18 protein-coding genes (1 of these 18 running past the window's edge) are annotated in these 26,128 nt (G+C 68.3%); 11 read left to right on the forward strand and 7 right to left on the reverse strand.

The genetic code is table 11. The features are described from left to right. Window positions 1–130 precede the first annotated feature (130 nt). Window positions 131–2,902, reverse strand: a complete 2,772-nt coding sequence (locus IE113_RS11620; protein WP_189541667.1) for a phosphoenolpyruvate carboxylase — start codon at window positions 2,900–2,902, stop codon at window positions 131–133. Window positions 2,903–3,151: 249 nt separating this feature from the next. On the opposite strand from IE113_RS11620, the gene IE113_RS11625 reads away from it, so the two are divergent. The 6 genes from IE113_RS11625 to IE113_RS11650 are packed head-to-tail and all read left to right on the forward strand — an operon-like array spanning window position 3,152 to window position 11,217. Then, window positions 3,152–4,519 carry an MFS transporter gene (locus IE113_RS11625; protein ID WP_229822335.1) on the forward strand — a complete coding sequence of 456 codons (1,368 nt, stop codon included), beginning with the start codon at window positions 3,152–3,154 and terminating at the stop codon, window positions 4,517–4,519. Continuing rightward, window positions 4,516–6,606 (forward strand): alpha-galactosidase, encoded by a 2,091-nt coding sequence (locus IE113_RS11630; protein WP_189541669.1) that lies wholly within the window; start codon window positions 4,516–4,518, stop codon window positions 6,604–6,606. Before IE113_RS11625 ends, IE113_RS11630 begins: the two co-directional genes overlap by 4 nt. After that, window positions 6,603–7,622 carry a UDP-glucose--hexose-1-phosphate uridylyltransferase gene (locus tag IE113_RS11635; RefSeq protein WP_189541671.1) on the forward strand — a complete coding sequence of 340 codons (1,020 nt, stop codon included), beginning with the start codon at window positions 6,603–6,605 and terminating at the stop codon, window positions 7,620–7,622. Before IE113_RS11630 ends, IE113_RS11635 begins: the two co-directional genes overlap by 4 nt. After that, window positions 7,619–8,758 (forward strand): galactokinase, encoded by a 1,140-nt coding sequence (galK, locus tag IE113_RS11640; RefSeq protein WP_189541673.1) that lies wholly within the window; start codon window positions 7,619–7,621, stop codon window positions 8,756–8,758. The genes IE113_RS11635 and galK overlap by 4 nt, the downstream gene beginning before the upstream one ends. A gap of 4 nt (window positions 8,759–8,762) precedes the next feature. Continuing rightward, complete coding sequence (locus IE113_RS11645) at window positions 8,763–9,923, forward strand: glycoside hydrolase family 68 protein (RefSeq protein ID WP_189541675.1); 1,161 nt, start codon at window positions 8,763–8,765, stop codon at window positions 9,921–9,923. Window positions 9,924–9,927: 4 nt separating this feature from the next. Continuing rightward, the gene (locus IE113_RS11650) at window positions 9,928–11,217 is read left to right on the forward strand and encodes a glycoside hydrolase family 32 protein (RefSeq protein ID WP_189541676.1); all 1,290 of its coding nucleotides are present in this window, start codon (window positions 9,928–9,930) and stop codon (window positions 11,215–11,217) included. On the opposite strand, the gene IE113_RS11655 is transcribed toward IE113_RS11650, so the two are convergent. Then, entirely contained in the window at window positions 11,214–12,236 is a 1,023-nt protein-coding gene (locus tag IE113_RS11655; protein ID WP_189541678.1) for a LacI family DNA-binding transcriptional regulator, read from the reverse strand. The genes IE113_RS11650 and IE113_RS11655 overlap by 4 nt on opposite strands. Before the next feature lie 182 nt (window positions 12,237–12,418). Here IE113_RS11655 and IE113_RS11660 point away from each other — a divergent pair, with 182 nt between their 5' ends. The 3 genes from IE113_RS11660 to IE113_RS11670 all read left to right on the forward strand — a co-directional run bounded on the left by IE113_RS11660 (window position 12,419) and on the right by IE113_RS11670 (window position 18,123). Next, window positions 12,419–14,896: a TonB-dependent receptor gene (locus tag IE113_RS11660; protein WP_189541680.1), complete on the forward strand. Its 2,478-nt coding sequence runs from the start codon at window positions 12,419–12,421 to the stop codon at window positions 14,894–14,896. Between the two features lie 100 nt (window positions 14,897–14,996). Then, a complete protein-coding gene (locus IE113_RS11665; protein ID WP_189541682.1) occupies window positions 14,997–16,550 on the forward strand; it encodes a putative 2OG-Fe(II) oxygenase in 1,554 nt (517 codons plus the stop codon). Window positions 16,551–16,623: 73 nt separating this feature from the next. Beyond that, the gene (locus tag IE113_RS11670) at window positions 16,624–18,123 is read left to right on the forward strand and encodes a tryptophan halogenase family protein (protein ID WP_189541684.1); all 1,500 of its coding nucleotides are present in this window, start codon (window positions 16,624–16,626) and stop codon (window positions 18,121–18,123) included. 10 nt (window positions 18,124–18,133) lie between these two features. Here the strand turns inward: IE113_RS11670 and IE113_RS11675 are convergent, their stop codons facing one another. After that, a complete protein-coding gene (locus IE113_RS11675; protein WP_189541686.1) occupies window positions 18,134–19,030 on the reverse strand; it encodes an ROK family protein in 897 nt (298 codons plus the stop codon). A gap of 137 nt (window positions 19,031–19,167) precedes the next feature. Between IE113_RS11675 and IE113_RS11680 the strand changes: the two genes are divergently transcribed. Then, window positions 19,168–20,316 carry an aminotransferase gene (locus IE113_RS11680; protein WP_189541688.1) on the forward strand — a complete coding sequence of 383 codons (1,149 nt, stop codon included), beginning with the start codon at window positions 19,168–19,170 and terminating at the stop codon, window positions 20,314–20,316. Here IE113_RS11680 and IE113_RS11685 read toward each other — a convergent pair. From IE113_RS11685 to IE113_RS11695, 3 genes are read right to left on the reverse strand one after another with little or no spacing between them, the layout of a single operon-like run. Continuing rightward, on the reverse strand, window positions 20,313–21,842 hold the full coding sequence (locus tag IE113_RS11685) for a DHA2 family efflux MFS transporter permease subunit (protein ID WP_189541690.1): 1,530 nt from the start codon (window positions 21,840–21,842) through the stop codon (window positions 20,313–20,315). The two genes, IE113_RS11680 and IE113_RS11685, sit on opposite strands and share 4 nt — an antisense overlap. Next, on the reverse strand, window positions 21,839–22,987 hold the full coding sequence (locus IE113_RS11690; RefSeq protein ID WP_189541691.1) for an HlyD family secretion protein: 1,149 nt from the start codon (window positions 22,985–22,987) through the stop codon (window positions 21,839–21,841). The genes IE113_RS11685 and IE113_RS11690 overlap by 4 nt, the downstream gene beginning before the upstream one ends. Continuing rightward, window positions 22,984–24,438, reverse strand: coding sequence for an efflux transporter outer membrane subunit (locus tag IE113_RS11695; protein ID WP_189541693.1), 1,455 nt, complete (start codon window positions 24,436–24,438; stop codon window positions 22,984–22,986). The genes IE113_RS11690 and IE113_RS11695 overlap by 4 nt, the downstream gene beginning before the upstream one ends. Before the next feature lie 65 nt (window positions 24,439–24,503). Between IE113_RS11695 and IE113_RS11700 the strand changes: the two genes are divergently transcribed. Then, complete coding sequence (locus IE113_RS11700) at window positions 24,504–25,127, forward strand: TetR/AcrR family transcriptional regulator (RefSeq protein WP_189541695.1); 624 nt, start codon at window positions 24,504–24,506, stop codon at window positions 25,125–25,127. Between the two features lie 2 nt (window positions 25,128–25,129). On the opposite strand, the gene IE113_RS11705 is transcribed toward IE113_RS11700, so the two are convergent. Beyond that, window positions 25,130–26,128, reverse strand: partial view of a cytochrome P450 gene (locus IE113_RS11705; protein WP_189541696.1) — the 3' portion only. It continues 165 nt past the right edge of the window; only the last 999 of its 1,164 coding nucleotides appear in the window; its start codon lies beyond the right edge, outside the window; the stop codon is at window positions 25,130–25,132.

Below are 26,128 nucleotides of genomic sequence, written 5' to 3' on the forward strand. Positions count from 1 at the left end.
CTGCCCTTTGCTGTTCCGTCCCGCTCCCCCGCCCGACCACCCAAACAGGGTATGTTCATGGGTGGTCGGGCGGGGGAGCGGGACGGAACAGCAAGCTGATCGCGGAGGCGATCAGCGCACCAAGCGAAAACTAACCATGCGCGCCGAACACGTTGGCAATCGCCGTCGTGATCCGCAGGGCCAGCGCGTTGGCGGCTTCGATCGGCTCGATGAAGTCTCGGTGGATCGCTTCGTAACCGGTGGCGGCGTCGTCCGGGTAATCGGTCGGCTCGGACACGGTGAAGTCCTCGATCCCGGGGAAGCTGACCGGGAAGGCCCGGCGCAGCTGGGCCAGCGCCTCGTCCACGCGCAGGGTGAAGACCATCTCCAGCACGTCCTCGCGCGCGATGTCGTTGGCGCGGCTGAACGCCGGGACGGATACGGCGCGCAGGAACATGTGCTGGAACAGCGCAAGCCGCAGCGCCTGCAGGATGCCCAGTTCCCGCCGGGTCTGCTCGCGCCCGTCCAGCGGGGCCTCGTCCGGGATCAGCGCCAGCAGCCGGTGCAGCTTCAGCGCATCGACCCTGAGGCGCGAGGCGAGGCGGCGGAACACGCCAGTGCGGTCGTCCTTGGTCAGGTATTCGGCCAGCGCCAGGCAGGCATCCGAAATCTGCGCCTCGTCGCCGCGATAGGGGCGGCTGGCCCAATAGGCGGAATTGAACAGCTCGCCATAGGCGGCCACCGTCTTAATGCTGCCCAGCGCATTGGCCGCGCGAACCAGCCGCACCAGTTGCCGCCCGCGCGCCGATGCACGCAGCAGCGCGGCCATTTCCTCGTAATTGCCCTCGGCGGCTGATCCGAACCCGGCGATCACGTTGATCGGATAGCCCAGCTGTTGCAGCACCGCGTTGTGCGGGATCGCGCGGATCTGGCGCAGGCTCATCTGGCGGTCGGCGGCAAGGTCTGACTGGCGGCGCGACTTGCGGCTGCCGGTGTCGTTGAGCAAGCCCAGCCCGAACGCGGTGACCGCGCGCGAGTAGGTCGCGCTGGCGAGGTGCCCCTGCTGCTGGCGGCGGATCGCGCGGTAGAAATCGAGGCTCAGGTCGGTGCGGCGATAGAACGGGTCGGTCGGCGCATCGGGATCGGTCTGCGCGGGCGCCAGTTCCATGAACCGGGTCAGCGTGGCCAGCGCAAGGTCCGGGGTGCCGAAGAACAGATAGCCATCGCCGCCCTGAAAGCTCACTTCCGGCTCCAGCCGGATGCCGGAGCGCACGAACCGCCGCCGCGCCCAGGGGGAGAGCGGCCATTCCAGCCGGTCGGCAAAGCTGGAGGGATGCGCGCCGCGCCCCATGCTCTCGCCGTGGGTGTTGAAGATCAGCGCGGCGACGTCCGACAGGCCGTTGGCGGCCATCGCCTCGGCCAGCCGCCCTTGCAGGCGCTCGATGGCGAGCGCGGCGGGGATCTGGCCGACGAAGCGGCCCGCGTCGGAAAACCCGGTCTGCACCGACACGCGCCCCCGCCGCTGCGCGTATTCGCGATAGGCCGGCTCGGCCAGCAGCGCGTCGAGGAACCGCCCGCCGTGTTCCAGCGCTCTCTCGGTCTCGAACAGGGGCGAGACATCGACCTTGTCGGCAATCCCGAACAGCCGCGCGAAATAGAGCGCGGCGAGCACGGTGGTCGGCTGTTCGCATTCGGCCACGAGCATCCGGATCGGCGCGTCGCCGTCGATGTGGCGGATGATCTGCGCCATCGCGAGGAACTGGCGCACGGCCGTGGAATTCTCGATCGCCAGCGCGGCGAAATTGGCGCGCAGCGGCCTGGCCTCGGCCAAAAGCTCGCGCATCCGCATCAAGGCGGCCTGGCTGGCGAGGTCGAGCTTGCCGGTGGGATCGATCCGGCGGCGGATCGCGTTTTGCAGCTGCGAGCTGTTCACCCGGAAGTGGATCCAGCCCATCCCCAGCCCGTCGGCCCGCATCGCGGCAGCGGCGACCAGCAGGGCTTCGGCGGTGGCATCATCGGCGCTGGCGGCCTGCGCTTCCAGCTCGGCAATCACGCCGGCCAGACTGGTCAGTTTGTCGGGATGGTCAGCGGTCAGCGTGTTGGCCGCGTCCGACAGCGCGGCGGGATCGGAAAGGTCCGCGCCGAACCGGGCCGACATTGCGGCGGCATAGGCGCTGGCCCGGGCGAGGCGCAGCGCCACATCGGGCGCGGCCTGTTCCAGCTGCGCGGCATAGGCTGCCAGCCGTGCAGCCTTTTCCGCGAGGCGATAGCGCAGCGAGGTGTTCCACGAAATGTCGGTGCGCCCGTCCATGTCATAGCCCACCCAGTGGGCAAAGCGCAGCGGCAGCGGTGCCAGCGTGCGCCAGTGCAGCGGCCAGCGCGCCCGCGCGGCGGAGAGCAGGTGGGCGTTGATCGCATCGCGCGCGGCGTGTGCGCGCGCCAACGCGGCCATCGCGTCATCGTGTTCGCTGTCCAGCGTGATCGCATCGCGCGCATGGGGCGCGGTGCAGGCGGTGGCGGTGGAAATGTCCCCGCTGGAAGCCGCCTCTGCCACGGCGGCGGCCTGCGCGCGGCTGAGCAGGAAGGTGGGGTGCGCGGTGAACACCACGTGCGCCAGCGGTTGCCGCCAGCGCGCCGCGAAGGTCGCAAAATCGGGCGCATCGGCGAGGCTGTCGAGCCGCGCGGCATTGGCATCGGGATCGACCGGGGCGACCAGCCGCTCCAGCCGGGCCGCGCGCGCCATCAGCCCGTCGCATTCCAGTTCTGCCACCAGTGCGGCGATGTCATCCAGCCCCAGCGCCCCGCTTTCCAGCTGGCGCGACAGTTCCAGCCCCAGCTGGAACACCGGGTTGAACAGCGGCGTTTCCGCCGTGCGGCCGTGCAATTCCTGGAGGCGGGCGGCAAGGTTGGCAGACAGGCTCATCATGCCCTCACTGGCTGGCAGGCGCGGCCGGATAACCCCGCGCCGAGGGGGGAACAAAGAGCCTACCGGCTAGCGATTCTTTTGCAACGCAGCGAAGTGAATACGTTTGCGCATCCGCGCGGCGGAAATCGGCGCTTCCCGGCCCCTTGGTCCGCCTCTCAACCGTCTATTGCAATCGATTGTTGTCAACGCGGGCAAGCTGTGACACAAGCAGCCGCCTGTGCCATCAAGAGCACTGGGGAGTTTGCCATGGAAAGCCATCGTCCGCAGTTGTCGCTGCCACGCATTCTGGAGATGAACCTTGGTTTTCTGGGGCTGCAGTTCAGCTTTGGCCTGCAGCAGGGCAACATGGGGCCGATCTACAGCTATCTGGGCGCGGACGAATCCCAGCTGCCGATCCTGCAACTCGCCGGGCCGATCACCGGCCTGCTGATCCAGCCGATCATCGGCGCGATGAGCGACCGCACGCAAAGCCGGTGGGGGCGGCGCACGCCCTATTTCCTGATCGGCGCGGTGCTGTGTTCGCTGGGGCTGTTCTTCATGCCGCTGTCGAGCTCGATCCTGATGGCGGTGTCCGTCCTGTGGATCCTCGACGCGGGCAACAACATCACGATGGAGCCCTACCGCGCCTATGTATCGGACCGGCTGAACCCCAACCAGCGGCAGGCCGGGTTCCTGACGCAAAGCGCGTTCACCGGTCTGGCCCAGTGCCTCGCGTTCCTGACCCCGTCGCTGCTGGTCTGGTTCGGGATGAATCAGGACTGGGTGGACGAACACAACATTCCCTACACCACGCGCGTCGTGTTCATGATCGGCGCGGTGCTGTCGCTGGCGACGATCCTGTGGTCGGTGCTGCGCGTGCGTGAACTGCCGCTGACCGCCGCCGAACGTGCGCATATCGAAGCCCAGCCCAAGGGCGTGGCCGCGACGTTCGCCGAAATCGGCCGCGCGATCCGCGATATGCCGCCCGCGATGCGCAAGCTGGCGGTGATGAGCCTGTTCCAGTGGTTCGCGATGTCGGGGTACTGGGGCTACGTGATCTATTCGATCGGACGCAGCGTTTACGACACTGCCGATCCGACCAGCTCCGCGTTCCGCAGCGCGGTGCTGACTAATGGCGAAATGGCGGCGTTCTATAACGCGGTGGCATTCCTGGGGGCTTTCCTGATGGTGCCGCTGGCCCGGCGCTGGGGCGCGGGGCCGCTCCACGCGCTGTGCCTGATGGCGGGGGGACTCGCGTTCCTCAGCATCCCGCACGTTACCGACAAGGCCATGCTGTTCCTGCCCGCCATCGGTACCGGCCTTGCCTGGGGTTCGATCATGGGCAATCCCTATGTGATCCTGTCGAACGCGATCCCGCCGCAGCGCACGGGCGTCTACATGGGCATCTTCAACATGATGATCGTGATCCCGATGCTGGTGTTCGCGGCGGTGATGAGCGAGCTGAACCTGGGCTTCGTGACCATCGGGCTGGGCGCCTATGACCACCTGCTGGGCCACGATCCGCGCAATGTGCTGACGGTATCGGGCGTGTGCATGTTCCTCGCCGCGCTGGCGGTGCTGTGGGTGCCCGAAGGCCGCGCCTCGGCCCGCGCGCCGGAACTGGCCGCGGCATGAGCGGTTCGCTCGCCTCGATCCATTCGGAGCAGGCCAGCCTGGTGCTGGAATGCCGCGCCACGGGTGCGCCGCTGTGGCGGCACCTGGGCGCGCGGGTCGATCCCGCCGGGCTGGCCGCGCTGGCCGATACCCGCACGGCGGCCTCGTTCTCGCTGGACGGTGATGTGCCGCTGGCGACCGTGCCGCCCGCCGGGCTGGGGTGGTTCGGCCCGGCAGCGGTGGCCTTGCGCCGGGCGGGCCGCGCGCTGGTGCCCGCATTTGGCGCGGTGGCGGTGGAGCAAGGCGAGGGCGCGATTGTGGTCCGGCTGGCCGATGTGGCCGAAGGGCTGGCGCTGGAGCAGCGCTTCACGCTGACCCCCGGCGGGGCGATCCTGTGCGATGCCATGCTGACCAATGCGGGGACTGAGGCCGTGGGCGTGGACTGGCTGGCCAGCGCGCTGCTGCCACTGTCCGCCGCGTCTGACCGGATCGTGTCGTGGCGCGGGCGGCATAACGCCGAACTGGTCGAAGTGACGGAAGCCATGCCGCAGCAGGCGTGGCGGCGCGAAGGCCGTCGGGGACTGACCGGGCATGGCGGCGCGCCGGGGCTGGTGGTGCTGGAAGCCGGGGCGGATCATGCCTCCGGCACAGTGCTGGCGCTGCAACTCGCCTGGTCGGGCGATGCGCGCCTGTCCGTGGAGCGTGACGACGAGGGCGCGTGGGTGCTGAGCGCGGGCGCGGCCTTGCTGCCGGGTGAAGTCACGCTGGAACCGGGCGAAAGTTACACCGCCCCGCAGGCGATCCTTGGGTTGTCCACGCAGGGCCGCAACGGTGCGATGGCGCAGCACCACGCCGCGTTGCGCGCGCGGCTGGATTGGCCGGGCGGGGCGATGCGCCCGCGCCCTGTCCACCTCAACAGCTGGGAAGCCTGCTATTTCGACCACGATGCCGATCGGATCGCCGCGCTGGCCGAAGCGGCGGCGGGCGTGGGGATCGAACGCTTCATCCTCGACGACGGCTGGTTCCGGGCGCGCAATGACGACACCGCCGGTCTGGGGGACTGGACTGCCGATCCGGTCAAGTATCCGGACGGGCTGAAGCCGCTGGCCGACCGGGTGGTCGCGCTGGGGATGGAATTCGGGCTGTGGGTCGAACCGGAAATGGTCAATCCCGACAGCGACCTCTACCGCGCGCACCCGGACTGGGCGCTGCCGGGGCGGGAGCATCCGACCGCGCGCAGCCAGCTGGTGCTGGACCTGCGCCGCGCGGAGGTGCGGGACTATCTGTTCGGCGCGCTCGATGCGCTGCTGCGCGATCTGCCGATCAGTTACCTCAAATGGGATCACAACCGCGATCTCGCGCCCGCTGGCGGCGCGGCGCAAGTGCAGGGCACGTATGATCTACTGGCGCGGCTGCGCGCCGCGCATCCGGCGGTGGAGATTGAAAGCTGCGCGGGCGGCGGCGGACGCTCGGACGCGGGGATCGCGGCCCATACCCACCGGTTCTGGACCAGCGACAACATCGACGCGGTCAGCCGGGTCGGCATCCAGCGCGGGTTCCTGGCGTTCCTGCCGCCCGAAGTGATGGGATCGCATATCGGCGCCAGCCCCGCGCACGCTACCGGGCGCGGACAGTCGATGGGCTTCCGCGCCGCCGTCGCCATGCCGGGGCATTTCGGGGTAGAGCTGGACCCGCGCGCCTTGTCGGACGTGGACCGGGCCGAACTGGCGGGCTGGATCGCGTTTCACAAGCAGTGGCGCGCCTTGCTCCACGGCGGTTCGGTCTGGCTGGGCGAGGGCGCGGACGGGCTGGTCTGGCAGGCGCAGGGCTGCCGCGACGAGTTCCTGCTGTTCGCGCTGCGCGCTGCCCCCGCGCAGGACCGCCGGCCGCAGCCGCTGCGTCTGCCGTTCCTGGCGGACGCGGGGGCCTGCACCATCGAACTGCTGCGCATCGCGGGCGGTGAGGGCGGCCATGCCGCGCACCGGCCCGCGCTGTGGGATGGCGGGGCGCAGGTGTTCAGCGGATCGTGGCTGGCCCACGCGGGTTTGCCGCTGCCGCCGCTCAAGGCCGAAAGCGCGGCAATCTTTCACGTGAAGGTGGCGGCATGAGTCTGGCCGACCTGCCCCACCGCCGCCGCAACCTGCTGACCGGCGAATGGCTGCTGGTGTCGCCGCACCGGGCCAAGCGCCCTTGGCAGGGCGAAGCCGCCGCGCCCGCGCCGCCGCCCGCCCCGGCGCACGATCCGGCCTGCCATCTCTGCCCCGGCAACACCCGCGCGACCGGGGAAGCGAACCCTGATTATTCCGGCACCTTCGTGTTCCGGAACGACTTCGCCGCGCTGCTGGACGAAGGCGGTGAGGATGACAGTCCGGCCAGCCTGTTCGAAACCCGGCCCGCCACCGGCGAGGCGCGGGTGATCTGTTTCGCGCCCGATCACGGCCAGACCCTCGCCCGCCTGCCGGTGGACGCGGTCCGCCGCGTGGTGGACACCTGGTGTGCCCTCTCGGCCGAGCTTGGTGCCCGCTGGGCGCACGTCCAGCTGTTCGAGAACAAGGGCGCGATGATGGGCGCGTCCAGCCCGCACCCCCACGGGCAGGTCTGGGCGAGCGACTTCGTCCCCGAACTCCCGGCCCGCGAAGACGCCCGCCAGCGCGAATGGCTGGCAGAGCGCGGCACCGTCCTGCTCGACGATGTTGCTGCCGCCGAACTGGCCGCCGGGCAGCGGGTGGTCGAAGTCAACGACCACTGGCTCGCGGTGGTCCCGCACTGGGCCGCCTGGCCGTTCGAAACCCTGCTGATCGCGCGCGATCCGGTCGCCCGGCTGGAGCAGCTGGACGGCGCCGCGCGCGCCGCGCTGGCCGAGATTCTGGGCCGCCTGCTGCGCCGCTATGACGCCTTGTTCGGCTGCGATTTCCCCTATTCGATGGGCTGGCACGGCGCCCCCCACGGGCAGGGCGAGGACACCGCGCACTGGCGGCTCCACGCCCATTTCCTGCCCCCGCTGCTGCGCTCCGCCACGGTACGCAAGCACATGGTCGGCTTCGAACTGCTGGCCGAAACCCAGCGCGACATCACCCCCGAAAGCGCCGCCCAGCGCCTTTGCGCAAGTGACGTTTGCGCATGACTTTCATCAACAAAACCCGCGAAGGCTTCATCCGCACCTTCGGTCACGAACCCGACGGAGTGGTGTTCGCCCCCGGCCGCGTCAACCTGATCGGCGAGCATGTCGACTACAACGACGGGCTGGTCCTGCCGATGCCGATCAGCGCGGGAACCGCCGTGGCGTGGAGCGCGCAGGGCGGCGGGCGGATCGATGCGATTGCCCTCGATCTCGACAGCGCCCGCGATGCCTTCATGCTGGGCGAAACGGCACCGCACCAGCCGGCCGACTGGCGATCCTACTTGCGCGGCATGCCCGCCGAAATGGCCGCGCGCGGACTGGCCGCAGGCGGTGCGAAGCTGGCCATTGCTGGGTCGATTCCGCGCGGATCGGGACTGTCCTCGTCGGCCTCGCTGTGCATCGCGCTGGGCCGCGCCGTGCAGGCCGCCGCCAGCGCGCCGCCCGCTTCGCCGCGTGACCTTGCCCGCGCGGCGCAAGCGGCGGAGCACAACTGGGCCGGGGTTCACTGCGGGATCATGGACCAGATGGCCGTTGCCGCTGGCGAAGCGGGCAGCGCGCTGCTGCTTGATTGCCGCGATCTGGCGACCCGGACGGTGCCCCTGCCGGCGGACTGGGCGGTGCTGATCGTGCAATCCGGCGTGCGGCGCGGGCTGGTGGATGGCCACTACAACCAGCGCCGCCGCGATTGCGAAGTCGCCGTCGCCGCGCTGGCCGTGCCGTCGCTGCGCGAGGCGAGCCTTGCTTTGGTCGAAGCGGCCGATCTCGATCCCGTGGTGCGCCGCCGGGCGCGTCATGTGGTGACCGAGATCGCGCGGACCGAGGCCGCCGTCGCGGCGATCGGTGCGGGCGACCTGGCCGCGCTGGGGCGGCTGTTCGCAGCCAGCCATGCGTCGATGCGGGATGATTTCGAAATCAGCGTGCCAGCGGTCGATGCCCTGGTCGCCAGCCTGACGGCGGTGATTGGCCGCGAGGGCGGCGCGCGGATGACCGGCGGCGGCTTTGGCGGTGCGGTCGTGGCTGTCCTGGCAGCCCGCGAAGTGCCGCGCGTCAGTGCTGCTTTGCGCGAACGATACCGGACGCCCGATGGCGCTCCGCTTGACATCAGACACGAACGGGCAGGCGGGTTGCCGCCGGAGTAAGACAATGACTGCGATTGAAAATTCCCTCTCCGCCGCTTCGGAACCGCACGGCTTTGATCCCGGTGGGGTCGCACGCTGGCATCCGCAATCGATTGCTGCCGTCCCCGGCCAGACCGAGATCGCACTGATCGGCGCGGACGATGTCTGCCCGGTCATCCCCGGGATCGACCTGTGGGACAGCTGGCCGCTGGCGCATGAGGATGGCCGCACGGTGGTGCACGGCGGCCGCCAGTACTGGTTCTTCCTGAGCGCGCCGATCTTTCCCGATCCCGGCCAGCGCCACGATCACGCGCGCATTCGCCTCGCCTCGCTGGGGGAAGATGGCTGGCGCGACCATGGCAATGCCATGCCTGACGGGTTCAGCCCCGGCACGCGCGAATGGGCCGGCTCGGCGGTGCTGCATGACGATGGCGCCAGCGTCTCGCTGCTGTTCACCGCTGCGGGCCGGCGCGGTGGTCCGCCCTCGTTCGAGCAGCGCCTGTTCGTGGCGCGCGGGGTGCTGGGCGTCGATGGGCCGGGGCAGTGGAGCAGCGTCGAGGAACTCGTCCGGGCCGACGACGCGCGCTACACCATTGCCGCCGAAGCATCGGGCAAGCCGGGGCTGATCAAGGCGTTCCGCGATCCCGCATGGTTCTTCGATCCCGCCACCGGGCAACGGCACGTGCTGTTCACCGGCAGCGCGGGGTGGTCCGACCACGACTATAACGGCGTGGTCGGCATCGCGACCCTGCGCGGGACGGAGTGGGTGCTGGGCGATCCGCTGGTCGAGGCGGTGGGCGTCAACAACGAGCTGGAACGCGCGCACGTGGTGGTGCGGGGGGGACGCTATTACCTGTTCTGGTCGACCCAGACCCGCACCTTCGCGCCAGAGAGCGTCAAGGGGCCGAACGGGCTTTACGCGATGGTCGCGGAGAGCCTGTCCGGCCCGTGGCGTCCGGTCAACGGCAGCGGGCTGGTGGCGGGCAATCCGGCGGCAGAGCCGACGCAGGGTTACAGCTGGTGGGTGACAGGCGAAGACGAAGTGTGGAGCTTCATAGACCACTGGGGCATGCAGGGGCGCAGCTTCGAGGCGCAGCCCGAATTGCTGCGCGCGCAGTTCGGCGGGACGCCCGCACCGGTTTTCCGCCTGGTCTTTGCGGGCGACAGCGTGACGATCGCGGCCTGACATCATGCGCCCCCGCTATCACTTCGCGCCCGCAGCCAACTGGCTGAGCGATCCCAACGGCCTGGTCCATCATGCGGGCGAATGGCACCTGTTCTATCAATACAATCCGTTTGGCGAGGACTGGGGCCACATGAGCTGGGGCCATGCGGTCAGCCCGGACCTGGGCGCATGGGAGGAGCTGCCGCCCGCCCTGCTGGAGGATGAACGGCACGCGATCTTTTCCGGCTCGGCCGTGATCGACCATGCGGGCAGCGCCGGGCTGGGCCGCGATGCGATGGTGGCGCTGTACACCGGGGCGGTGGTGAACGGTCCGGCGCACCAGTCGCAGTGCCTGGCGTGGAGCACCGACCACGGGCGCAACTGGCACAAGTTTGACGGCAACCCCGTGCTGGACCGGCAGATGGAGGATTTCCGCGATCCGAACGTGTTCTGGCACGCGGCGTCGCAGCGCTGGATCATGGTCGTGGTGCTGTCCAACGAACAGCGCGCGCTGCTTTATGGCTCGACGGACCTGAAAGCCTGGGAAGAACTCTCGGAAATCCCCACCCTGGGCGCGGCGGGCGAGATCTGGGAATGCCCGCTGCTGATCGAACTGCCGGTCGAGGGCACTGGCGCAACGCGCTGGCTGTTCAAGGTGGACGTGCTGCGCGGCGCGCCGGGATCGGGTGCGCTGGGATTGACCGGGACGTTCGATGGCATCCGCTTCACACCCGATGCGGGCGGCTGGCAGGTGCTGGACATGGGCAGCGATTTCTACGCCGCGATTGCCTGGCACGAACCGCGCGATGCAGCCGGCCGGCCGGTGTGGATCGGCTGGATGGGCAACCACGCCTATCAGGGCCGGTTGCCGCAGCAAGGCTGGCGCGGCGCGATGAGCGTGCCGCGCCGCCTGTCACTGGTGCGGTCGGGCAACGGCTATCGGCTGCGCCAGGAACAGGAGCCCGCGGCGGTGCGCGCGGTTCCGGCGGCAGCGCTGGATGCGGCAACGATCCCGGCCGCCGCGCGCCTTGCACTGCCGGGCGGAACGGACCTGACCCTTGCGATCGGCGATGCCGACGGGCGGCTGCTGGTGCTGGAACGGCAGGGGGACCGGCTGGCCGTGACCCGCCGTGATCCGGTCTCGCCGTTTCTGGACATGGTCTGCCGGGCGCAACTCGACCCGGCCTGCGCGCTTACCCTGTGGCTGGATGCGGGCAGCGTGGAAGTGCTGGATGAAACCGGCACGCTGGCGCTGACCATGCAGCACCGCATGGCGGGCGAACACTGGTCGCTGCGGTATCGAACCGGAGCTTAAGCGGTATCGCGCCGGATCAGCTCGGGCCGCATGACCACCGAAGGAGCGTCTTCACCGGCGATCCGTTCGAACAGGGCGCCGACCATGGCCCGCGCCCCTTCGGCGATATGCTGGCTGATCGTGGTCAGGCGCGGGATGATCTGTTCGGCCAGCGGCAGGTCGTCGAACCCGGTGACGGCAATGTCGCCCGGTACGACAATTCCGCGATCAGCCAGCGCGCGAACCGTGTTCATGGCAATCAGGTCCGAACCAGCCGCGATCCCGTCGATCGTCCCGTTGAAGGCGGCGACATGGGCCGCGATCTCCTCGGCCATGACATCGGAGGCGAGGTGCACGTGCAGCGGCTTTGGCTGGGGCAGACCAGCGGCGCTGGCCGCATCGCACAGCCCCAGAAACCGTTCGTTCAGTTCGATCGCGTCGATCTCGCCCAGAAAGGCCAGGTTGCGGCAGCCCCGGGCAATCAGGCATTCGCCCGCCAGCCGCCCGCCCAGCCGGTTATCGACGCCGACCGTGCACTGGGCCGCGCCGGGCCGGTTGCTGCCCCACACCACCATCGGGCGATAGCGTTTGGCCACCTGCTCGATCGCGTCGTACTGGTTGGACTGGCCGATCAGCAGGACACCGTCCAGCATGCCGGAATCGACAATCCGTTCCAGCCAGTCATCCGCATCGGGGATCACGCGGCTGAGCATGATGTCATAGCCGTTTTCCGTCAGGGCATCGGCCAGATGCCCCAGGATGGCCATGAAGAACGGGTCGGACAGGTGCTGGCGCTGTTCATGCCCCAGCGGCACGACCACGCCGATTACCCGGGTTTCCTGCACGCGCAGCCGGCGCGCCATCTGGTTGGGGCGAAAGCCGTGCTCCCGCGCCAGCGCCTGGATGCGTTCCCGTGTGTCCTTGTTCACCAGCGTCTTGCCGGCCAGCGCACGCGAAACCGTGCCGGCGGAAACGCCAGCCAGGCGGGCCAGTTCGGCAATGTTGCGGATCCGTCCGGGGGGCGGTGAACTCTGGGTCATTGGCGATGTGATGCGTTGCGCGCGGCGCGCCTGTCAACCACCGATGTTGCATGAACGTCACAGTGCAACCCCTACAACAATCGATTGCAGATTCTATTTGCAATCGATTGTTGCTTGTGTCACTCGCCATCCCGACTTGCAACGTGCAAGCGTACTGCGATCCTTGAGTGAGGGAGAGGTTTATGAAGAAATCCGTGCTGAGAAGCTGTGTCTCGGCTGCGTCGCTGGCCGTCATGACCGTTTACGCGATGCCCGCGCTCGCGCAGGATGCCGCGGCGACCGAGGAAGCTGTCGATAGCCTGGACGAGATCGTGGTTACCGCTTCGGGCCGCGACAAGACCCAGCTGAACAGCTCGGTGTCGGTCACCAGCATCAACTCGCAGCTGATCGAAGATTTCAAGCCGAGCTCGGAATCCGAACTCTATCGCATGATCCCGGGCATCCAGGTTGCCGGGACCGCCGGTCCGGGCGGCAACTCGAACATCGCGGTGCGCGGCCTGCCGGTTGCCACGGGTGGTTCGCCGTTCGTCCAGATCCAGGAAGATGGCCTGCCGACGGTGCTGTTCGGCGACATCCAGTTCGGCAACAACGACTACTGGACCCGCTTCGACGCCTCGGTCGCCAACATCGAAGGCGTGCGCGGCGGTTCGGCCGCGACTTATGCCTCGCAGGCCCCGGGCGCGGTGCTGAACTACATCAGCCACACCGGTGAGAAGGAAGGCGGCTACATCCAGCTCAACAAGGGCGTGGGCTATGCCGAAACCAAGGTCGATTTCCGCTATGGCGGTTCGATCAACGATACCCTGACCTATCACGTCGGCGGCTTCTACAAGTCGGGCCGCGGCCCGCTGCGCGCCGATTACAACGTGTCGGACAGCGTCCAGGTGAAGGCCAACGTCACCAAGACCTTCGATGACGGCAAGGGCTACATCCGCTTCCTGTTCAAGTATGCCGACACGCAGGAGCCGAACTACACCGGCGCGCCCGCGCTCGCCACGCTTAGCGGGAACAAGGTCACCAGCCTCAAGCCGTTCCCCGGCTTCGACGGCCGCAAGGGCTCCAACTACTCGACGCTCAACCAGAGCTTCCTGATCGTGAACCGCGAGGGCGATCTGGAACGCGTCAAGATGAGCGGCATCACCACCAACGCGAAGTCGATCCAGAACCAGTTCCACTACGAGTTCTCGGACGCGGTTTCGGTCGACAACAACCTGCGCTGGACCGAGATGTCGGGCGGCTTCACCGCGCCGTTCTTCAGCGCGACGCGCACGTCCTCGCTGATCGGTTCGACGCTTAACGGCCAGACGGTCGCATCGGTGCGCTATGCCAACGGTCCGAAGGCCGGGCAGGCCTATACCGGCACGTTCTACAACTCGAACACCAACGTCCGCACCAACATCCGCGACATCGGCAGCTTCGCCAACGACCTGGCGCTGACCGGCAAGTACGATACCGGCGCCGGGCTGCTGACCGCCCGCGCGGGCTGGTTCTACATGAACCAGAAGATCGAGATGGACTGGCACACCAACAAGGCGTTCAGCGAAGTTTCGGGCGACAACCCGGCGATGCTCGACCTGTTCAACGCGGCCGGTGCGCGCCTGACGGCTGAGGGCATTGGCGGCTTCAACAACAACTGGGGCAGCTGCTGCGCCCGCGACTACGAGCTGTCGTACACGGACAACGCGGCCTACGTCGGCCTCGACCTCGACAACGACAACTTCGTGATCGACGGTTCGGTGCGCTTCGAAATGCTGAAGGCCGCCGGCTGGACGATTGCGGGCAGCAACACCGAATTCAACACCCCGGTCACCTACAACGGCGTCGTCACGCAGATCCCGACGATCACCGCCGATGGTGCCCGTGAAGTGCTGAACTATGGCCGCAACTACACCGCCTGGACTGCCGGTGCGCTGTGGAAGGTCAATGGCGATACCTCGGTGTTCGTCCGTGCCTCGCGCGGTGGGCGCTTCAATGCCGACCGCCAGACCGTTTCGGGCAAGTTCAACGCCGACGGTTCGCTGAACCAGAGCGGGGTCATCCCCTCGGTCGACTTCGTGAACCAGTACGAGCTGGGCCTGAAGAACCGCGGCGGGCTGCTGGGTGGTCGCTACACCATCGAGCTGACCCTGCTGAAGGGCAACTTCAAGCGCAGCGACTATGAACCGACCAAGACGGCGCAGTGCCCGAACGGCGGTTGCGTGATCGACACCAAGTACAAGTCGAGCGGTGCGGAGTTCTATGGCACCTACCGCAACGGGGGCTTCAGCCTGACCGCCAACGCCACCTACACCAAGGCGAAGCGCGCTGCCGCCGCGTCGACCGTGTACACCCGTGCGGACGGTATCCCCGATCTGTCCTACACCGTTGCCGCGAACTATGACGTGAACGACATGGCCACGCTGGGCCTGTCGGCCACCGGCCAGACGAGCGCGATTGACGGTGCGGGCATCGAATACCCGGGCAAGGCCGTGTTCAACGGCGTGGTCCGCGTCCGCCCGATCGAGAACCTGGAACTGGGCATGCAGGTCTACAACCTGTTCAACACGTTCGACTTCCGCGGTGCCGGCGGCATCACCGACCTGTCGACCAGCCCGATCGTGCTGGGCGGCGCCCCGGCGCTGGGCCGTACCTACACCGCCTCGATCCGGTACAGCTTCTGATCGCAATGAGGGAGCAGGACGGTGGCCCGCCACCGTCAGGCTTAAACGGGAGGGGGCAACTGCGGTTGCCCCCTCTTTGCGTTGGTGCCAGTGACACAGCATGACTTCTGAACAGCGCCAACTGGCCGACGCGCTGGCCACCGAACTGCTGGCGCAGCTGCGCGGCCCCGCGGCCGACCCGGCGATCCGGGCGCGCCGCGTGGCGCTGGCGCGGCAGGCCTTGGCAGCGGGACTGGCGGGCAAGGCGGTGCCGCTGCTCGCGGCGCTGGGCAAGGCCGCGCCCGCCGATCCCGAAATTGCCCTGCTGCACGGCGTGGCGCTGCGGCTGGAGCAGCGACTGGTCGAGGCGGTGGACGTCTTCACGGCGGCGCTGGCGGCGGGCGCGCGCGATCCCGCCCTGCTGCAAGGGCTGGCACAGACCCGCTACGAGGTCGGCCTGCCTGCCGCGACCCTGTTTGCCGAGGCGCAAGCGGCCGATCCGGCCAATCCGGAGCTCCTGCGCGGCCGGGCCGCCGCGCTGGTGGCCGAGGGCGCGCCGGACCGGGCCGAAGCGCTGCTCGAAACGGCGCTGGCCGAACGCCCCGACTGGCTGGAGGGGCACAAGGCGCTGTCCGTGCTGCGCTGGACCAGCGGCGATGCCGCGCGCTTTGCCGACAGTTATGCCGCTGCGCTGGCGCGGCACCCCGCCAATCCCGACCTGTGGCTGGCATGGTTTCGCGCCCTCGCGCAGACGCGGGACTGGGCCGCGACGCGCGCCGTGCTGGATCGGGCGACGGCGGCGCTGGGGGAAACGCCGGCCCTGCTGGTCGCGCGGCTGTTCGTGGCGAGCGAATCCGGCGATCTGCCCGAAACGGAGAACTTGCTGGCGCGCACCGCCGCGATCCAGGGTGAAACGATCAACTTGTGCCGGGTGCGCCATTATCTGCGCACGGGACGGCTGGCAGAGGCCGAGGCGACGGCATTGCCGCAGGTCATCACCCCCTCCGCGCCACTGTTCTGGCCCTATGTCTCGCTGATCTGGCGCATGGCGGGGGATGCCCGCGCCGAATGGCTCGACCGGCCGGATCAGTTCATCCGCCCGGTCGAGGTGGAGCTGACCCCTGCCGAACTGGCCGAACTGGCCGAAGTCCTGCGCGGCCTGCACGTCATGGCGCGGCCCTATATCGAACAATCGGTGCGCGGCGGCACGCAGACCGACCGGTCGGTGATCCAGCGGCACGAACCGATCATCCGGCTGGCCAGGGCGCGCTGGCTCGATGCGATCCGCAGCTATGTCGATGCCCTGCCGCCGTTCGAGCAGGGGCACCCGCTGCTGGGGCTGCCGCGCGGGGAACTGCTGGTGGAGGGCAGCTGGTCGGTCCGGCTGACCCGGCAGGGCCACAACGTGCCGCACAACCATCCGGTCGGCTGGCTCAGCACCGCCTTCTACATTGCCCTGCCTTCGCCCGCACAGCTGGGTCCGGCGCCGGCGGGCCATATCGCGTTCGGCACCCCGCCGGAAGAACTGGGGCTGGACCTGCCCGCCTATCGCACCATCGAACCGCGCGTGGGCCGCACCGCCGTGTTCCCGTCCACCATGTGGCATCGCACGATGCCGTTCGCGGATGGGGAGCGGCTGGTCATGGCACTGGACATCCGGCGGCCGCGCTTCTGAACTCTGCAATCGATTGCTAAAATCGCTTGATCGCGCCGCCGCGATGACCGATTAACTGGCCGAGGAGAGCGTGATGCAGGACGGCAATTCCATTCGGTCGGTCGTGATCGTCGGCGGGGGCACCGCGGGCTGGATGACGGCGGCGGCGCTGGCCAATGCGATTCGCACCGGTTGCCGGATCACCCTGATCGAATCCGAGGAAATCGGCACGGTCGGGGTGGGCGAGGCGACCATTCCGCCGATCCGCACGTTCAACGAAACGCTGGGCATTGCCGAAAACGACTTCGTGAAGGCGACGCAGGGCTCGTTCAAGCTGGGCATCCAGTTCGTGGACTGGGGGCGGCAGGATCATGCCTATTTCCATCCGTTCGGCACGTATGGCCGCAATTTCGATCTGGTCCCGCTGCATCAATACTGGATCGCGGCGCAGCAGCGCGGCGCGGCGCCGGATCTGGACGACCTTTGCATGGCCTGGGCGGCGGCGAAGCGGGGGAAGTTTGCCCCGCCGCTGGCCGATCAGCGCCATGTCGCCTCGACGTTCGACTATGCCTACCACTTCGATGCCGGGCTCTATGCCCGGTTCCTGCGCAATTACGCCGAGGCGCGCGGCGTGGTGCGGATCGAAGGCAAGATCGGCGATGTCGCACTGGATGGCGAAACCGGCCACGTTGCCCACGTCACGCTGGAGGACGGGCGGCAGGTGGATGGCGATCTGTTTGTCGATTGCTCCGGCTTTCGGGGGCTGCTGATCGAAGGCGCGCTGCACACGGGATATCAGGACTGGACCCACTGGCTGCCGTGCGACCGGGCGGTGGCCGTGCCCTGTGCGAAGGCTGGCGATCCCACACCCTACACCCGCTCCACCGCGCGCGCGGCGGGCTGGCAGTGGCGCATCCCGCTGCAGCACCGCACCGGCAACGGCTATGTCTATTGCAGCCAGTTCCTCTCCGACGATGCCGCGGCGGAGACCTTGCTGGCGAACCTCGACGGGGCGGCGCTGGCCGATCCGAAGCCGCTGCGCTTCGTGACCGGGCGGCGCAACCTGTTCTGGAACCGCAACGTCGTGGCCATCGGCCTGTCGGGCGGGTTCATGGAGCCGCTGGAATCGACCAGCATTCACCTGATCCAGGCCGGGATTTCAAAGCTGCTGGCGCTGTTCCCGGACCGGAATTTCGATCCCATGGTGACCGAGGAGTACAACCGGATCGCCATCAACGAGTTCGAGCGCATCCGCGATTTCATCATCCTGCACTACAAGCTGACGGAGCGGACCGACACCGAACTGTGGCGCTATTGCGCGGCGATGAGCGTGCCAGACACCGTGACCTGGAAGATCGAGCATTTCCGCCATTATGGCCGCCTGGTGCAGCGCGATGCCGATCTGTTCGGCCCGCCCAGCTGGCTGGCAGTGCACATCGGGCAGGGCAACCTGCCGCAGGGGACCGATCCGTTGCTGCCGCTGCGCGGGGCGGATCACGCCGATTACTTGCGCAAGCTGGAGGGCGCACTGGCTCGTGCGGCGGAATCCATGCCGTCCCACGCGGACTACATCGCCCGCCACTGCGCGGCCTAGGGTCCTGAACCTAGGACAGCGCCTGCCGCCCCAGCGCGATGGCACCGGTAATGCCGGCCTCGTCGCCCAGCCCCGGCAGCACGATATAGCGTTCCAGCCCGGCATCGAGCGCGGGGTGCTGCACGTATCCGCCCAGCCGCCGCTGGGTTTCGCGGCGAACCGCATCGAGCAGGCCGGGGGCCTTCATCACGCCGCCGCCGAAAATCAGCCGGTCGGGCATGTGCAGCAGCACCAAGGCGGTTGCGAGCTGCGCGATATAGCCCGCGATCAGGTCCACCTTGTCGTCCGGGCTGCCCAGCTGCGACAGGCTCTGCCCCCAGCGGGCCGTGATGGCGGGACCGGCGGCAAGCCCTTCCAGACAGTCGCCGTGATAGGGACAGTGGCCGGGGAAGGGATCGCGTGCCGCATCGCGGGCCATCGGGATATGGCCGCTTTCGTAATGGGAAATGCCCATCAGCGGGCGTCCGTCGCGGACCACGCCGGTGCCGATGCCGGTGCCGACCGTGGTATAGGCCACGGTCCGGCAGCCTTGCCCCGCACCAGCCTGCCATTCACCCAGCGCCGCGCCGTTCACATCGGTATCGACCACGATCGGCGCGCCGAACCGGCTTAGCGCATCGTGGAACCGCGCCCCCGACCAGCCCGGCTTGGGTGTGGTGGTGAACGTGCCGTAAGCGGGTGAGGCGGGATCGATGTCGATCGGGCCGAAACTGGCCACGCCGAACGCGGCAATCGGTCCGTGCGCGGCGCTGGCGGCGGCAAAGAAGTCTGCCAGCGCCGGGAAGGTCGTTGCCGGGGTTTCCGTGGGCAGCCGCGTCTGGGCCAGCACCGTGCCGTCCTCTCGCGCCAGTGCGGCCACGAACTTCGTGCCGCCCGCTTCCACCGCGCCGATCAATCGCTGTGCCATCCCGTCCTGTCCTTTGCCCTATGCGGCCAGCGCTACACCGGGTGCCGCCCGACAGCAATCTGCAAACGATTGCAGGTGGGATGTTGCCCTCGGCTCCGGCTTGGCTTGCCGCTGGCTCTGCGCCAAGGTGGGGACTTATGGCCAAGACCGATCTTCCCGCCGGAACCACCACCATTTTCGAGGTCATGTCGCGGCTGTCCGCGCAGCTGGGGGCGATCAACCTCGGCCAGGGCTTTCCAGACATGACCGAGCCGCCAGAGCTGATCGCCGCCGCGCAGCGGGCGCTGGCGGAACGCTCCAACCAGTATCCGCCAATGCGCGGCCTGCCGGAACTGCGCAGCGCCATTGCGGGCTACTACGCCCGCCAGCAGGGGCTGGTCGTGGCCGCGGAGGACGTGGTCGTGACGTCCGGCGCGACCGAGGCGCTGGCCGCCAGCATCCTCGCGCTGGTCAGGCCGGGGGACGAGGTGATCCTGATCCAGCCGCTCTACGATGCCTACCTGCCGCTGGTCGAACGGGCCGGGGGCATTCCCCGGCTGGTCAGCCTGACCCCGCCGGACTGGACCCTGCCGCTGGGCCAGCTGGAAGCGGCGATCACGGCGCGCACCCGGCTGATCATCCTGAATACGCCCAACAACCCGGTCGGTACCGTGCTGCCGCGCGAGGTGCTGGAGGCCGTGGGCGAACTCTGCCAGCGCCACGACCTGTTCCTGCTGTGTGACGAGGTGTGGGAGGGGATGATCCTCGACGGGACGCCGCACGTCTCGCCGCTGGCCATCCCGGCCTTGCAGGACCGGGCGGTCAAGGTCGGCTCGGCGGGCAAGATCTTCTCGATGACCGGCTGGAAAGTCGGCTGGGCGGTCGCCACGCCGCGCATCGCCAGTGCGATTGCGCAGGCTCACCAGTTCATCACCTTCACCACCGCCACCCCGCTGCAATGGGCGGCGGCGGAAGGGCTGATGCTGCCCGATGCCTGGCACGCCCGGCACCGCGCGCGCTATGCGGCGGGCAAGGCGCGGCTGGTGGCTGGGCTGACGGCGGCCGGGTTCCACATCCTGCCCGCCAGCGGCACGTGGTTCGTCACCGTCGATCTGGCCGCCTCGGACCTGCCGGCAGACGACGCCGCCCTGGCGGAGCGGCTGATCCGCGAGGCAGGCGTCGCCTCGATCCCGGTATCGGCCTTCTACGCCAGCGAACCCGAAACCGGCTATTTGCGTCTGTGTTTTGCTAAACAACCCGAAACACTGGACCGCGCGATCGAGCGATTGACGGCCTTCCGGGCCTAGTGCCCCATGGCCGCTTGTCCCGGCAGCGATTGGGGGCGCGGAGCCAGCCAGACCAGCCAAGCGGCGATGAACAGGACGATCGCGGACACCAGGAACACATGGTTCGATCCGATGGTCGCGGCCTGGGCCTCCACCAGCCGTTCGATCACGCCGCGCGCCTGTTCGGGCTCCATGCCCGCGGCCTGCATCTGCGCCATCGCGCCGTCTGCTCCGTTGAGCGATCCAGCCAGGTTGGCCCGCGCCTCACGCGAGGCGCTGTCCCACATCGAGGTCGAAAGCGCCGTTCCCGCCGCTCCCGCAACGGTGCGCATGAAGCTGAGCAGGCCAGCGGCGGAGGCCACCTCGTTCATCGGCACGGATGACAGCGAGAACATCATCAGGCCGATGAAGAAGAACGGCATCCCGAACCCTTGCAGGATCTGCGGGAGGGCAAAATCCCAGAAGGTGCCGTCGGTGTTCCACTGCGTGCGCAGCAGCGATGTCATCACCAGCCACAGCATCCCGGCGGTGATCAGGATGCGGGGATCGAAGCGGTCGAACGCCTTGCTGGCCACCGGCGCCATGGCAACCGCGAAGACCCCCACGAAGGCCATCGCATGACCAGCCTCGCTGGCGGTGTAACCGACGACGGACTGCATCCACAGCGGGACCAGCACGATCATCGCGAACATCCCGCCAAAGCCCAGCGCCATCGCGATCAGCCCGACCCACAGCGACCGGTGCCGCAGCACGCGCAGGTCCACCACCGGGTGCGGATCGGTCAGTTCCCAGATCACAAAGGCACCGAACGTGACGAACGCGGTGATTGCGAGGCCGGTGATCATGGTCGAGGCGAACCAGTCGTGCTCCCGGCCCAGGTCGAGCACCAGCTGAAAACAGCCGACGAACAGCACCAGCAGGATCAGCCCGACCGCGTCGATCCGGACCCGTTCGGTTGCGGTTTCATAGCGGCCGACCAGCTTGACGATGATCCCCAGGCACAGCACCACCACCGGCAGGTTGATGTAGAAGATCCACGGCCAGCTCCAGTTGTCGCTGATATAGCCGCCCACGATCGGGCCGAGGATCGGTGCGGAGATGGTGGTCACACCCCACAGCGCGTTGGCGGTGCCCATCTTTTCCGGCGGGAAGATCCGCAGCATCAGCGTCTGGGTGAGCGGCATCAGCGGCCCGCCGCACAGGCCCTGGAACACGCGCAGGACGACCAGCAACTCGATGGTGCGGGCAATTCCGCAGAGCACCGAGAACAGGGCAAACCCGACCAACGAGACCACCAGGGTACGATAGGCCCCGAACCGGGCCGCAAGCCAGCCGGTCAGCGGAACCGTGATCGCCTCGGCCACGGCGTAGGACGTGATCGTCCAAGTTCCCTGCGACGGCGAGATCGCCAGACCGCCCGCGATGTGCGGGACCGACACGTTGGTGATCGTGGTGTCGAGGATGACCACGAAGTTGGCGAGCGCCAGCCCGAACGCGGCCACCCACAGCCGCGTTCCGGTCAATGGCCGGAGCGGGGCTGTGTTCATTGGCTGCGCGTGTCGATCGTGGCGCTCATCGACAGGCCGACGCGCAGCGGGTGGTCCTTCAACTGGGCGGGGTCGAGCTGGATGCGCACCGGCAGGCGCTGCACCACTTTCACCCAGTTGCCGGTGGCGTTCTGGGCCGGGATCAGCGCAAATGCCGCGCCGGTGCCACCGGCAAAGCCCTTCACCGTGCCCTTGAACACCACCTTGCTGCCATAGAAGTCGCTGGTCAGTTCCACCGGCTGACCAGGCCGGACGTTGCGCAGCTGGCTTTCCTTGTAGTTCGCGTCGACGAACATCGCGTCCAGCGGCACCAGCACCATCAACGGCGCCCCTGCATTGATCCGCTGGCCGACCTGCACGTTGCGGTTGGTTACCACGCCGCCGATCGGCGCGCGGATCACAGTGCGTTCCAGATTGAGCCGGGCGAGGTTGACGCGGGCCTGTGCGGCGACGACGTCGGGCGCGGTCGCTTCGGAGAAACCGGCGGTCAGCGCGGCGGCAGAGGCCAGGTCGCCGCTGGCGGAGGAGCGCATCGCAGTGGCCGTGGCGACCCCGGCCTGCGCCTGCGCCAGCACGGCGCGGGTGGCAAGCATGGCGGCGCGGGTCTGGGCGACTTCCTCGGCCGAGACGGCCCCGCTGGCGGCGAGTTGCTGGCGGCGGGCATAGGCATCCTGCGCCTTGTCGAAATCGGCCTGCGCGGCGGTCAGTCGGGCCTGCGCCTGCGCGACCTCTGCCCCGCGCGCATCGACCCGCGCGGCGGACGAGGTGCCGCCCGCCTGTGCCTGCCGGAACCGTTGCCGTGCCTGCATCAGCATGGCTTCGGCATTGGCGAGTTCGATCCGGGCATCGGCATCGTCGATCACCACCAGCACGTCGCCTTTGGCAACTTGCTGCGTTCCGCCCACGCGCACTTCCTTTACCGCGCCGGACACCAGCGGGGTGACCACGGCGGTGTCCGCGCCGACATAGGCATTGTCGGTATGGACGCGGCCCGCCTGGGTCAGGAAATACCACACGCCCCAGATCGCGGCGGCCACGGCCAGCGCGATCGCGAACAGACGCAGGAACTTGCGGCGCTTGTCCAGCGCGGCGGGATCGGCCTCGGGCGCGGCAGTTTCAGGGGGGAGGGAGGTCGTATCGGTCATCGGTCGGTTTGCTCCGTGTCCGCCGCCGGGGCGGTAAACCCGCCGCCCAGCGCCCGGACCAGTGTCACATCAAGCAGGAAGGCCCGTGCTTCGAGTTCGGCCAGCGCGCGTTGGTTCGCCAGCGCGGCATCTTCGGCGCTCAGCACTTGCAGCAGGTTGGCGATACCCTGGCCATGACGCAGCCGGGCAAGGCGCGCCGCTTCGGTTGCAGACCGCGCCGCCGTGCGCGCCGCCAGCAACCGCTCGGCCAGCGCGCGGCGTGAATCGAGTACGTCGGCCACTTCGCGCAAGGCCGCCAGGAGCGTCTGGTCATAGCGGGCGACCGCCTCGTCAAAGCCAGCCTCGGCCGCGTTATAGTTGCTGTTCAGCCGGGCACCGTCAAAGATTGGCAAGCTGATCGCCGGGCCGAAGTTGGCAAAGGTCGATCCCGAAGCGAACAGTTGGTCCAGCCCCAGCGATTGCAGCCCGGCCACGGCAGCCAGGTTGATATCGGGATAGAAGGCTCGCCGCGCCGAAGTGACCCGCGCCGCCGCCGCTTCCGCGCGCAGCCGGGCAGCAACGATGTCCGGACGGCGGCCCAGCAGGTTGGCGGCGAGGTTGGCGGGAACCCCGGCAGTGCGGCTGAGGTCTGGTGCGGGAACGGGCATGCGCTCGGCCCGGTCCGGCCCGGCGCCGATCAGCGCGGCCAGCCGGTTGCGCTCCAGTGCGATCAGTTCATTCAGGGCGGCCAGTGCCTGCTCGGCCCCGGCGCGGCGGGCGGTGGCCAGTTCATGATCTGCGCGGTTGTCGATGCCGGCGCGCACCCGCTCCCCGGTCAGCCGCTCGATCCCGCTTAATGCATCCACCGAGCGCAGCGCCAGATCGCGGCTGGCGGTGAGCTGCGCCAGATTGCCCCAGCTGAGCGCAATCCCGCTGGCCAGCATCAGCCGGGCCTGCGCGGCATCGACCCGCGCGGCTTGCGCCTCGCCCCGCGCGGCGGCCAGCGCGGCGCGGTTGCGGCCCCACAGATCCAGGTTTAACCCCAGCGTGGCGGATAGCTTGCCGGTTTCGATCACGCCCTTTGGCACGAACTGCGCCGGAATGCCGAGGTTATAGCTCTGCTTGTTGCCGCCTAACGCGCCATCGACGGTCAGCGTTGGCAGCAGCGTCCCGCCCGCGCGTTCGCTGGCGGCATCTGCGGCGCGAATGCGGGCAGCAGCCAGCGCCATGTCGGGGGACTTCGCCAGTGCTTCCTCGATCAGTGCGTCGAGCCCGGCATCGCCATAGGCGGTCCACCAGCGGTCGGCGGGAAACTCTGCCGCTTCGCCCGAAAGGCCCTGAACGTCGCCCAGTGCCTCGCCGGTCTTGAGCGGCGCGGCGGCGCGGGGGGCAGGCGGAACGGCACAAGCCGCCAAAACGCCGGACAAGGCCAGCACGGCAAGCCGCTGGCCGGTGGATGAACCGTACTGCATGGTACGCCTTTGGCGGCGGGCAGGCTTGCTTGTCAACCGAAATGATACTGTGTAGTACGGCACTTGTGACAGGGAAGGAACCGGATCGGCAGGAAGTTCGCCGCCGTGCCATTGTGGCAGCGGCGCGCAAGGCGTTCCTGCGCAACGGCTATGGCCAGACCAGCATGTCCGCTATCGCTGCCGATCTGGGCGGGTCGAAGACCACGCTTTGGTCCTACTTCCGCAACAAGCAGGATCTGTTCGCCGCCGTGGTCGACGATCAGGTCGAACGCTATGGCGAGGCACTGCGGTTGGAACTGCCCGAAGATGCCGATCTGGCCGAAACGCTGACCGCGCTGGGCATATCGGTGCTGACCACGATCCTGCGGCCGCAGATCATCGCGCTTCACCGCGTGGTGGTGGGTGAGGCCGGACGGTTTCCCGAGCTGGGCCGGATGCTGTGGGATCGCGGCGCCGAACGCGGCCAGCAGCGGACCGAGGCCTGGCTGCGGCTGCAGATGAACAAGGGGCGGCTGCGCGCCGTCGATGCACGGGTGGCGGCCGCGCACTTTCTGGGCCTGTGCCAGTCGGGCGGGTTCTATCGCCACTTGCTGGGCGCGGCGCCGCGCCCGGATCAGGCCGGGATCGAGGCGGAAGTGCAGCTAGCCGTGCAGACCTTCCTGACTGCCTATCGCCCCGATCCAGCCTGAATTTACCCTCGCGCCAGTCGCAGCGTTTGTGGGCTGCGGAAGTTGGAGGACGGCACCCACGGCAGCACTGGGTCAACGCGCGTGAATTCCGGCACGGCGCTCAGGAATTCGCTGAACACCACTTCGGTCGCCACCCGCGCCAGCATTGCCCCCAGGCACGCATGCACCCCGCCGCCAAAGCCCAGATGCCGCTTGGGTCGCCGCGTGATGTCATAGGTATCGGGATCGGCGAACATCCGCTCGTCGCGGTTGGCGCTGCCATAGCATAGCATCACGAAATCGCCGGCTCTCATCGTCTGGCCGTGCAGTTCGACATCGTGTTGCAGGCACCGCTTGAAGCGCTGGGCCGAGGTGTTGAAGCGCAGCGATTCTTCCATGGCATCGGGGATCAACGCATGATCCGCCGCCAGCGCCCGCCGTGCCCCGGCATGGTCCGCCAGGTTATAGGCGAACATGCCGAGGAACCCGGAGAGGCTTTCGATCCCCGCCATGATCAGCGTGGTGACGGTCAACTGCACTTCCTTGTCGAGCAGCTTCTCGCCATCGATCTCGGCGGTGATGAAGTTGGAGAGGAGGTCCTCTCCGGGGTTGCGCTTGCGTTCCTGCACCAGATTCTCGGCATAGTCCGCCATCCAGCGGAAGGCGTTGAGGTGGGCCTCGCTTTTCTGGCGGGTCTTGGCATCGGTCTGGACCATCAGCACGGCATTGTCGCGCACCTGCTCCGCGCCCTCTTTCGGCAGTGCGAACAGATAGAACAGCAGGTCGACCGTCACCTTGGACCCATAGTCATTGACGAAGTCGAACACGTCCTTGCCCTCCAGCTCGGCCAGATGCTGGCGGCAGGCGGCGCGGGCGGGTTCCAGGATATGATCCAGCGCGCGCTTGGTCATGGCTGACTGGATCAGCGCGCGCAGCCGGTCATGGCGCGGCGGATCGCTGCTGCCCAGCGTCGATCCGGCGCGGCCCGGAAACTCGTCGATCAGGTTGCCCTTGGCCGAACT

It is taken from the genome of Novosphingobium arvoryzae, from assembly GCF_014652615.1.
In the GTDB taxonomy this organism is placed as follows: Bacteria; Pseudomonadota; Alphaproteobacteria; order Sphingomonadales; family Sphingomonadaceae; genus Novosphingobium; species Novosphingobium arvoryzae.

What these genes read in the sequence shown, in the direction of transcription:
- IE113_RS11620 (WP_189541667.1), bottom strand. Translation starts at nt 2,902, where the DNA reads ATGAGCCTGTCTGCCAACCTTGCCGCCCGCCTCCAGGAATTGCACGGC.
- IE113_RS11625 (WP_229822335.1), top strand. Translation starts at nt 3,152, where the DNA reads ATGGAAAGCCATCGTCCGCAGTTGTCGCTGCCACGCATTCTGGAGATG.
- IE113_RS11630 (WP_189541669.1), top strand. Translation starts at nt 4,516, where the DNA reads ATGAGCGGTTCGCTCGCCTCGATCCATTCGGAGCAGGCCAGCCTGGTG.
- IE113_RS11635 (WP_189541671.1), top strand. Translation starts at nt 6,603, where the DNA reads ATGAGTCTGGCCGACCTGCCCCACCGCCGCCGCAACCTGCTGACCGGC.
- galK (WP_189541673.1), top strand. Translation starts at nt 7,619, where the DNA reads ATGACTTTCATCAACAAAACCCGCGAAGGCTTCATCCGCACCTTCGGT.
- IE113_RS11645 (WP_189541675.1), top strand. Translation starts at nt 8,763, where the DNA reads ATGACTGCGATTGAAAATTCCCTCTCCGCCGCTTCGGAACCGCACGGC.
- IE113_RS11650 (WP_189541676.1), top strand. Translation starts at nt 9,928, where the DNA reads ATGCGCCCCCGCTATCACTTCGCGCCCGCAGCCAACTGGCTGAGCGAT.
- IE113_RS11655 (WP_189541678.1), bottom strand. Translation starts at nt 12,236, where the DNA reads ATGACCCAGAGTTCACCGCCCCCCGGACGGATCCGCAACATTGCCGAA.
- IE113_RS11660 (WP_189541680.1), top strand. Translation starts at nt 12,419, where the DNA reads ATGAAGAAATCCGTGCTGAGAAGCTGTGTCTCGGCTGCGTCGCTGGCC.
- IE113_RS11665 (WP_189541682.1), top strand. Translation starts at nt 14,997, where the DNA reads ATGACTTCTGAACAGCGCCAACTGGCCGACGCGCTGGCCACCGAACTG.
- IE113_RS11670 (WP_189541684.1), top strand. Translation starts at nt 16,624, where the DNA reads ATGCAGGACGGCAATTCCATTCGGTCGGTCGTGATCGTCGGCGGGGGC.
- IE113_RS11675 (WP_189541686.1), bottom strand. Translation starts at nt 19,030, where the DNA reads ATGGCACAGCGATTGATCGGCGCGGTGGAAGCGGGCGGCACGAAGTTC.
- IE113_RS11680 (WP_189541688.1), top strand. Translation starts at nt 19,168, where the DNA reads ATGGCCAAGACCGATCTTCCCGCCGGAACCACCACCATTTTCGAGGTC.
- IE113_RS11685 (WP_189541690.1), bottom strand. Translation starts at nt 21,842, where the DNA reads ATGAACACAGCCCCGCTCCGGCCATTGACCGGAACGCGGCTGTGGGTG.
- IE113_RS11690 (WP_189541691.1), bottom strand. Translation starts at nt 22,987, where the DNA reads ATGACCGATACGACCTCCCTCCCCCCTGAAACTGCCGCGCCCGAGGCC.
- IE113_RS11695 (WP_189541693.1), bottom strand. Translation starts at nt 24,438, where the DNA reads ATGCAGTACGGTTCATCCACCGGCCAGCGGCTTGCCGTGCTGGCCTTG.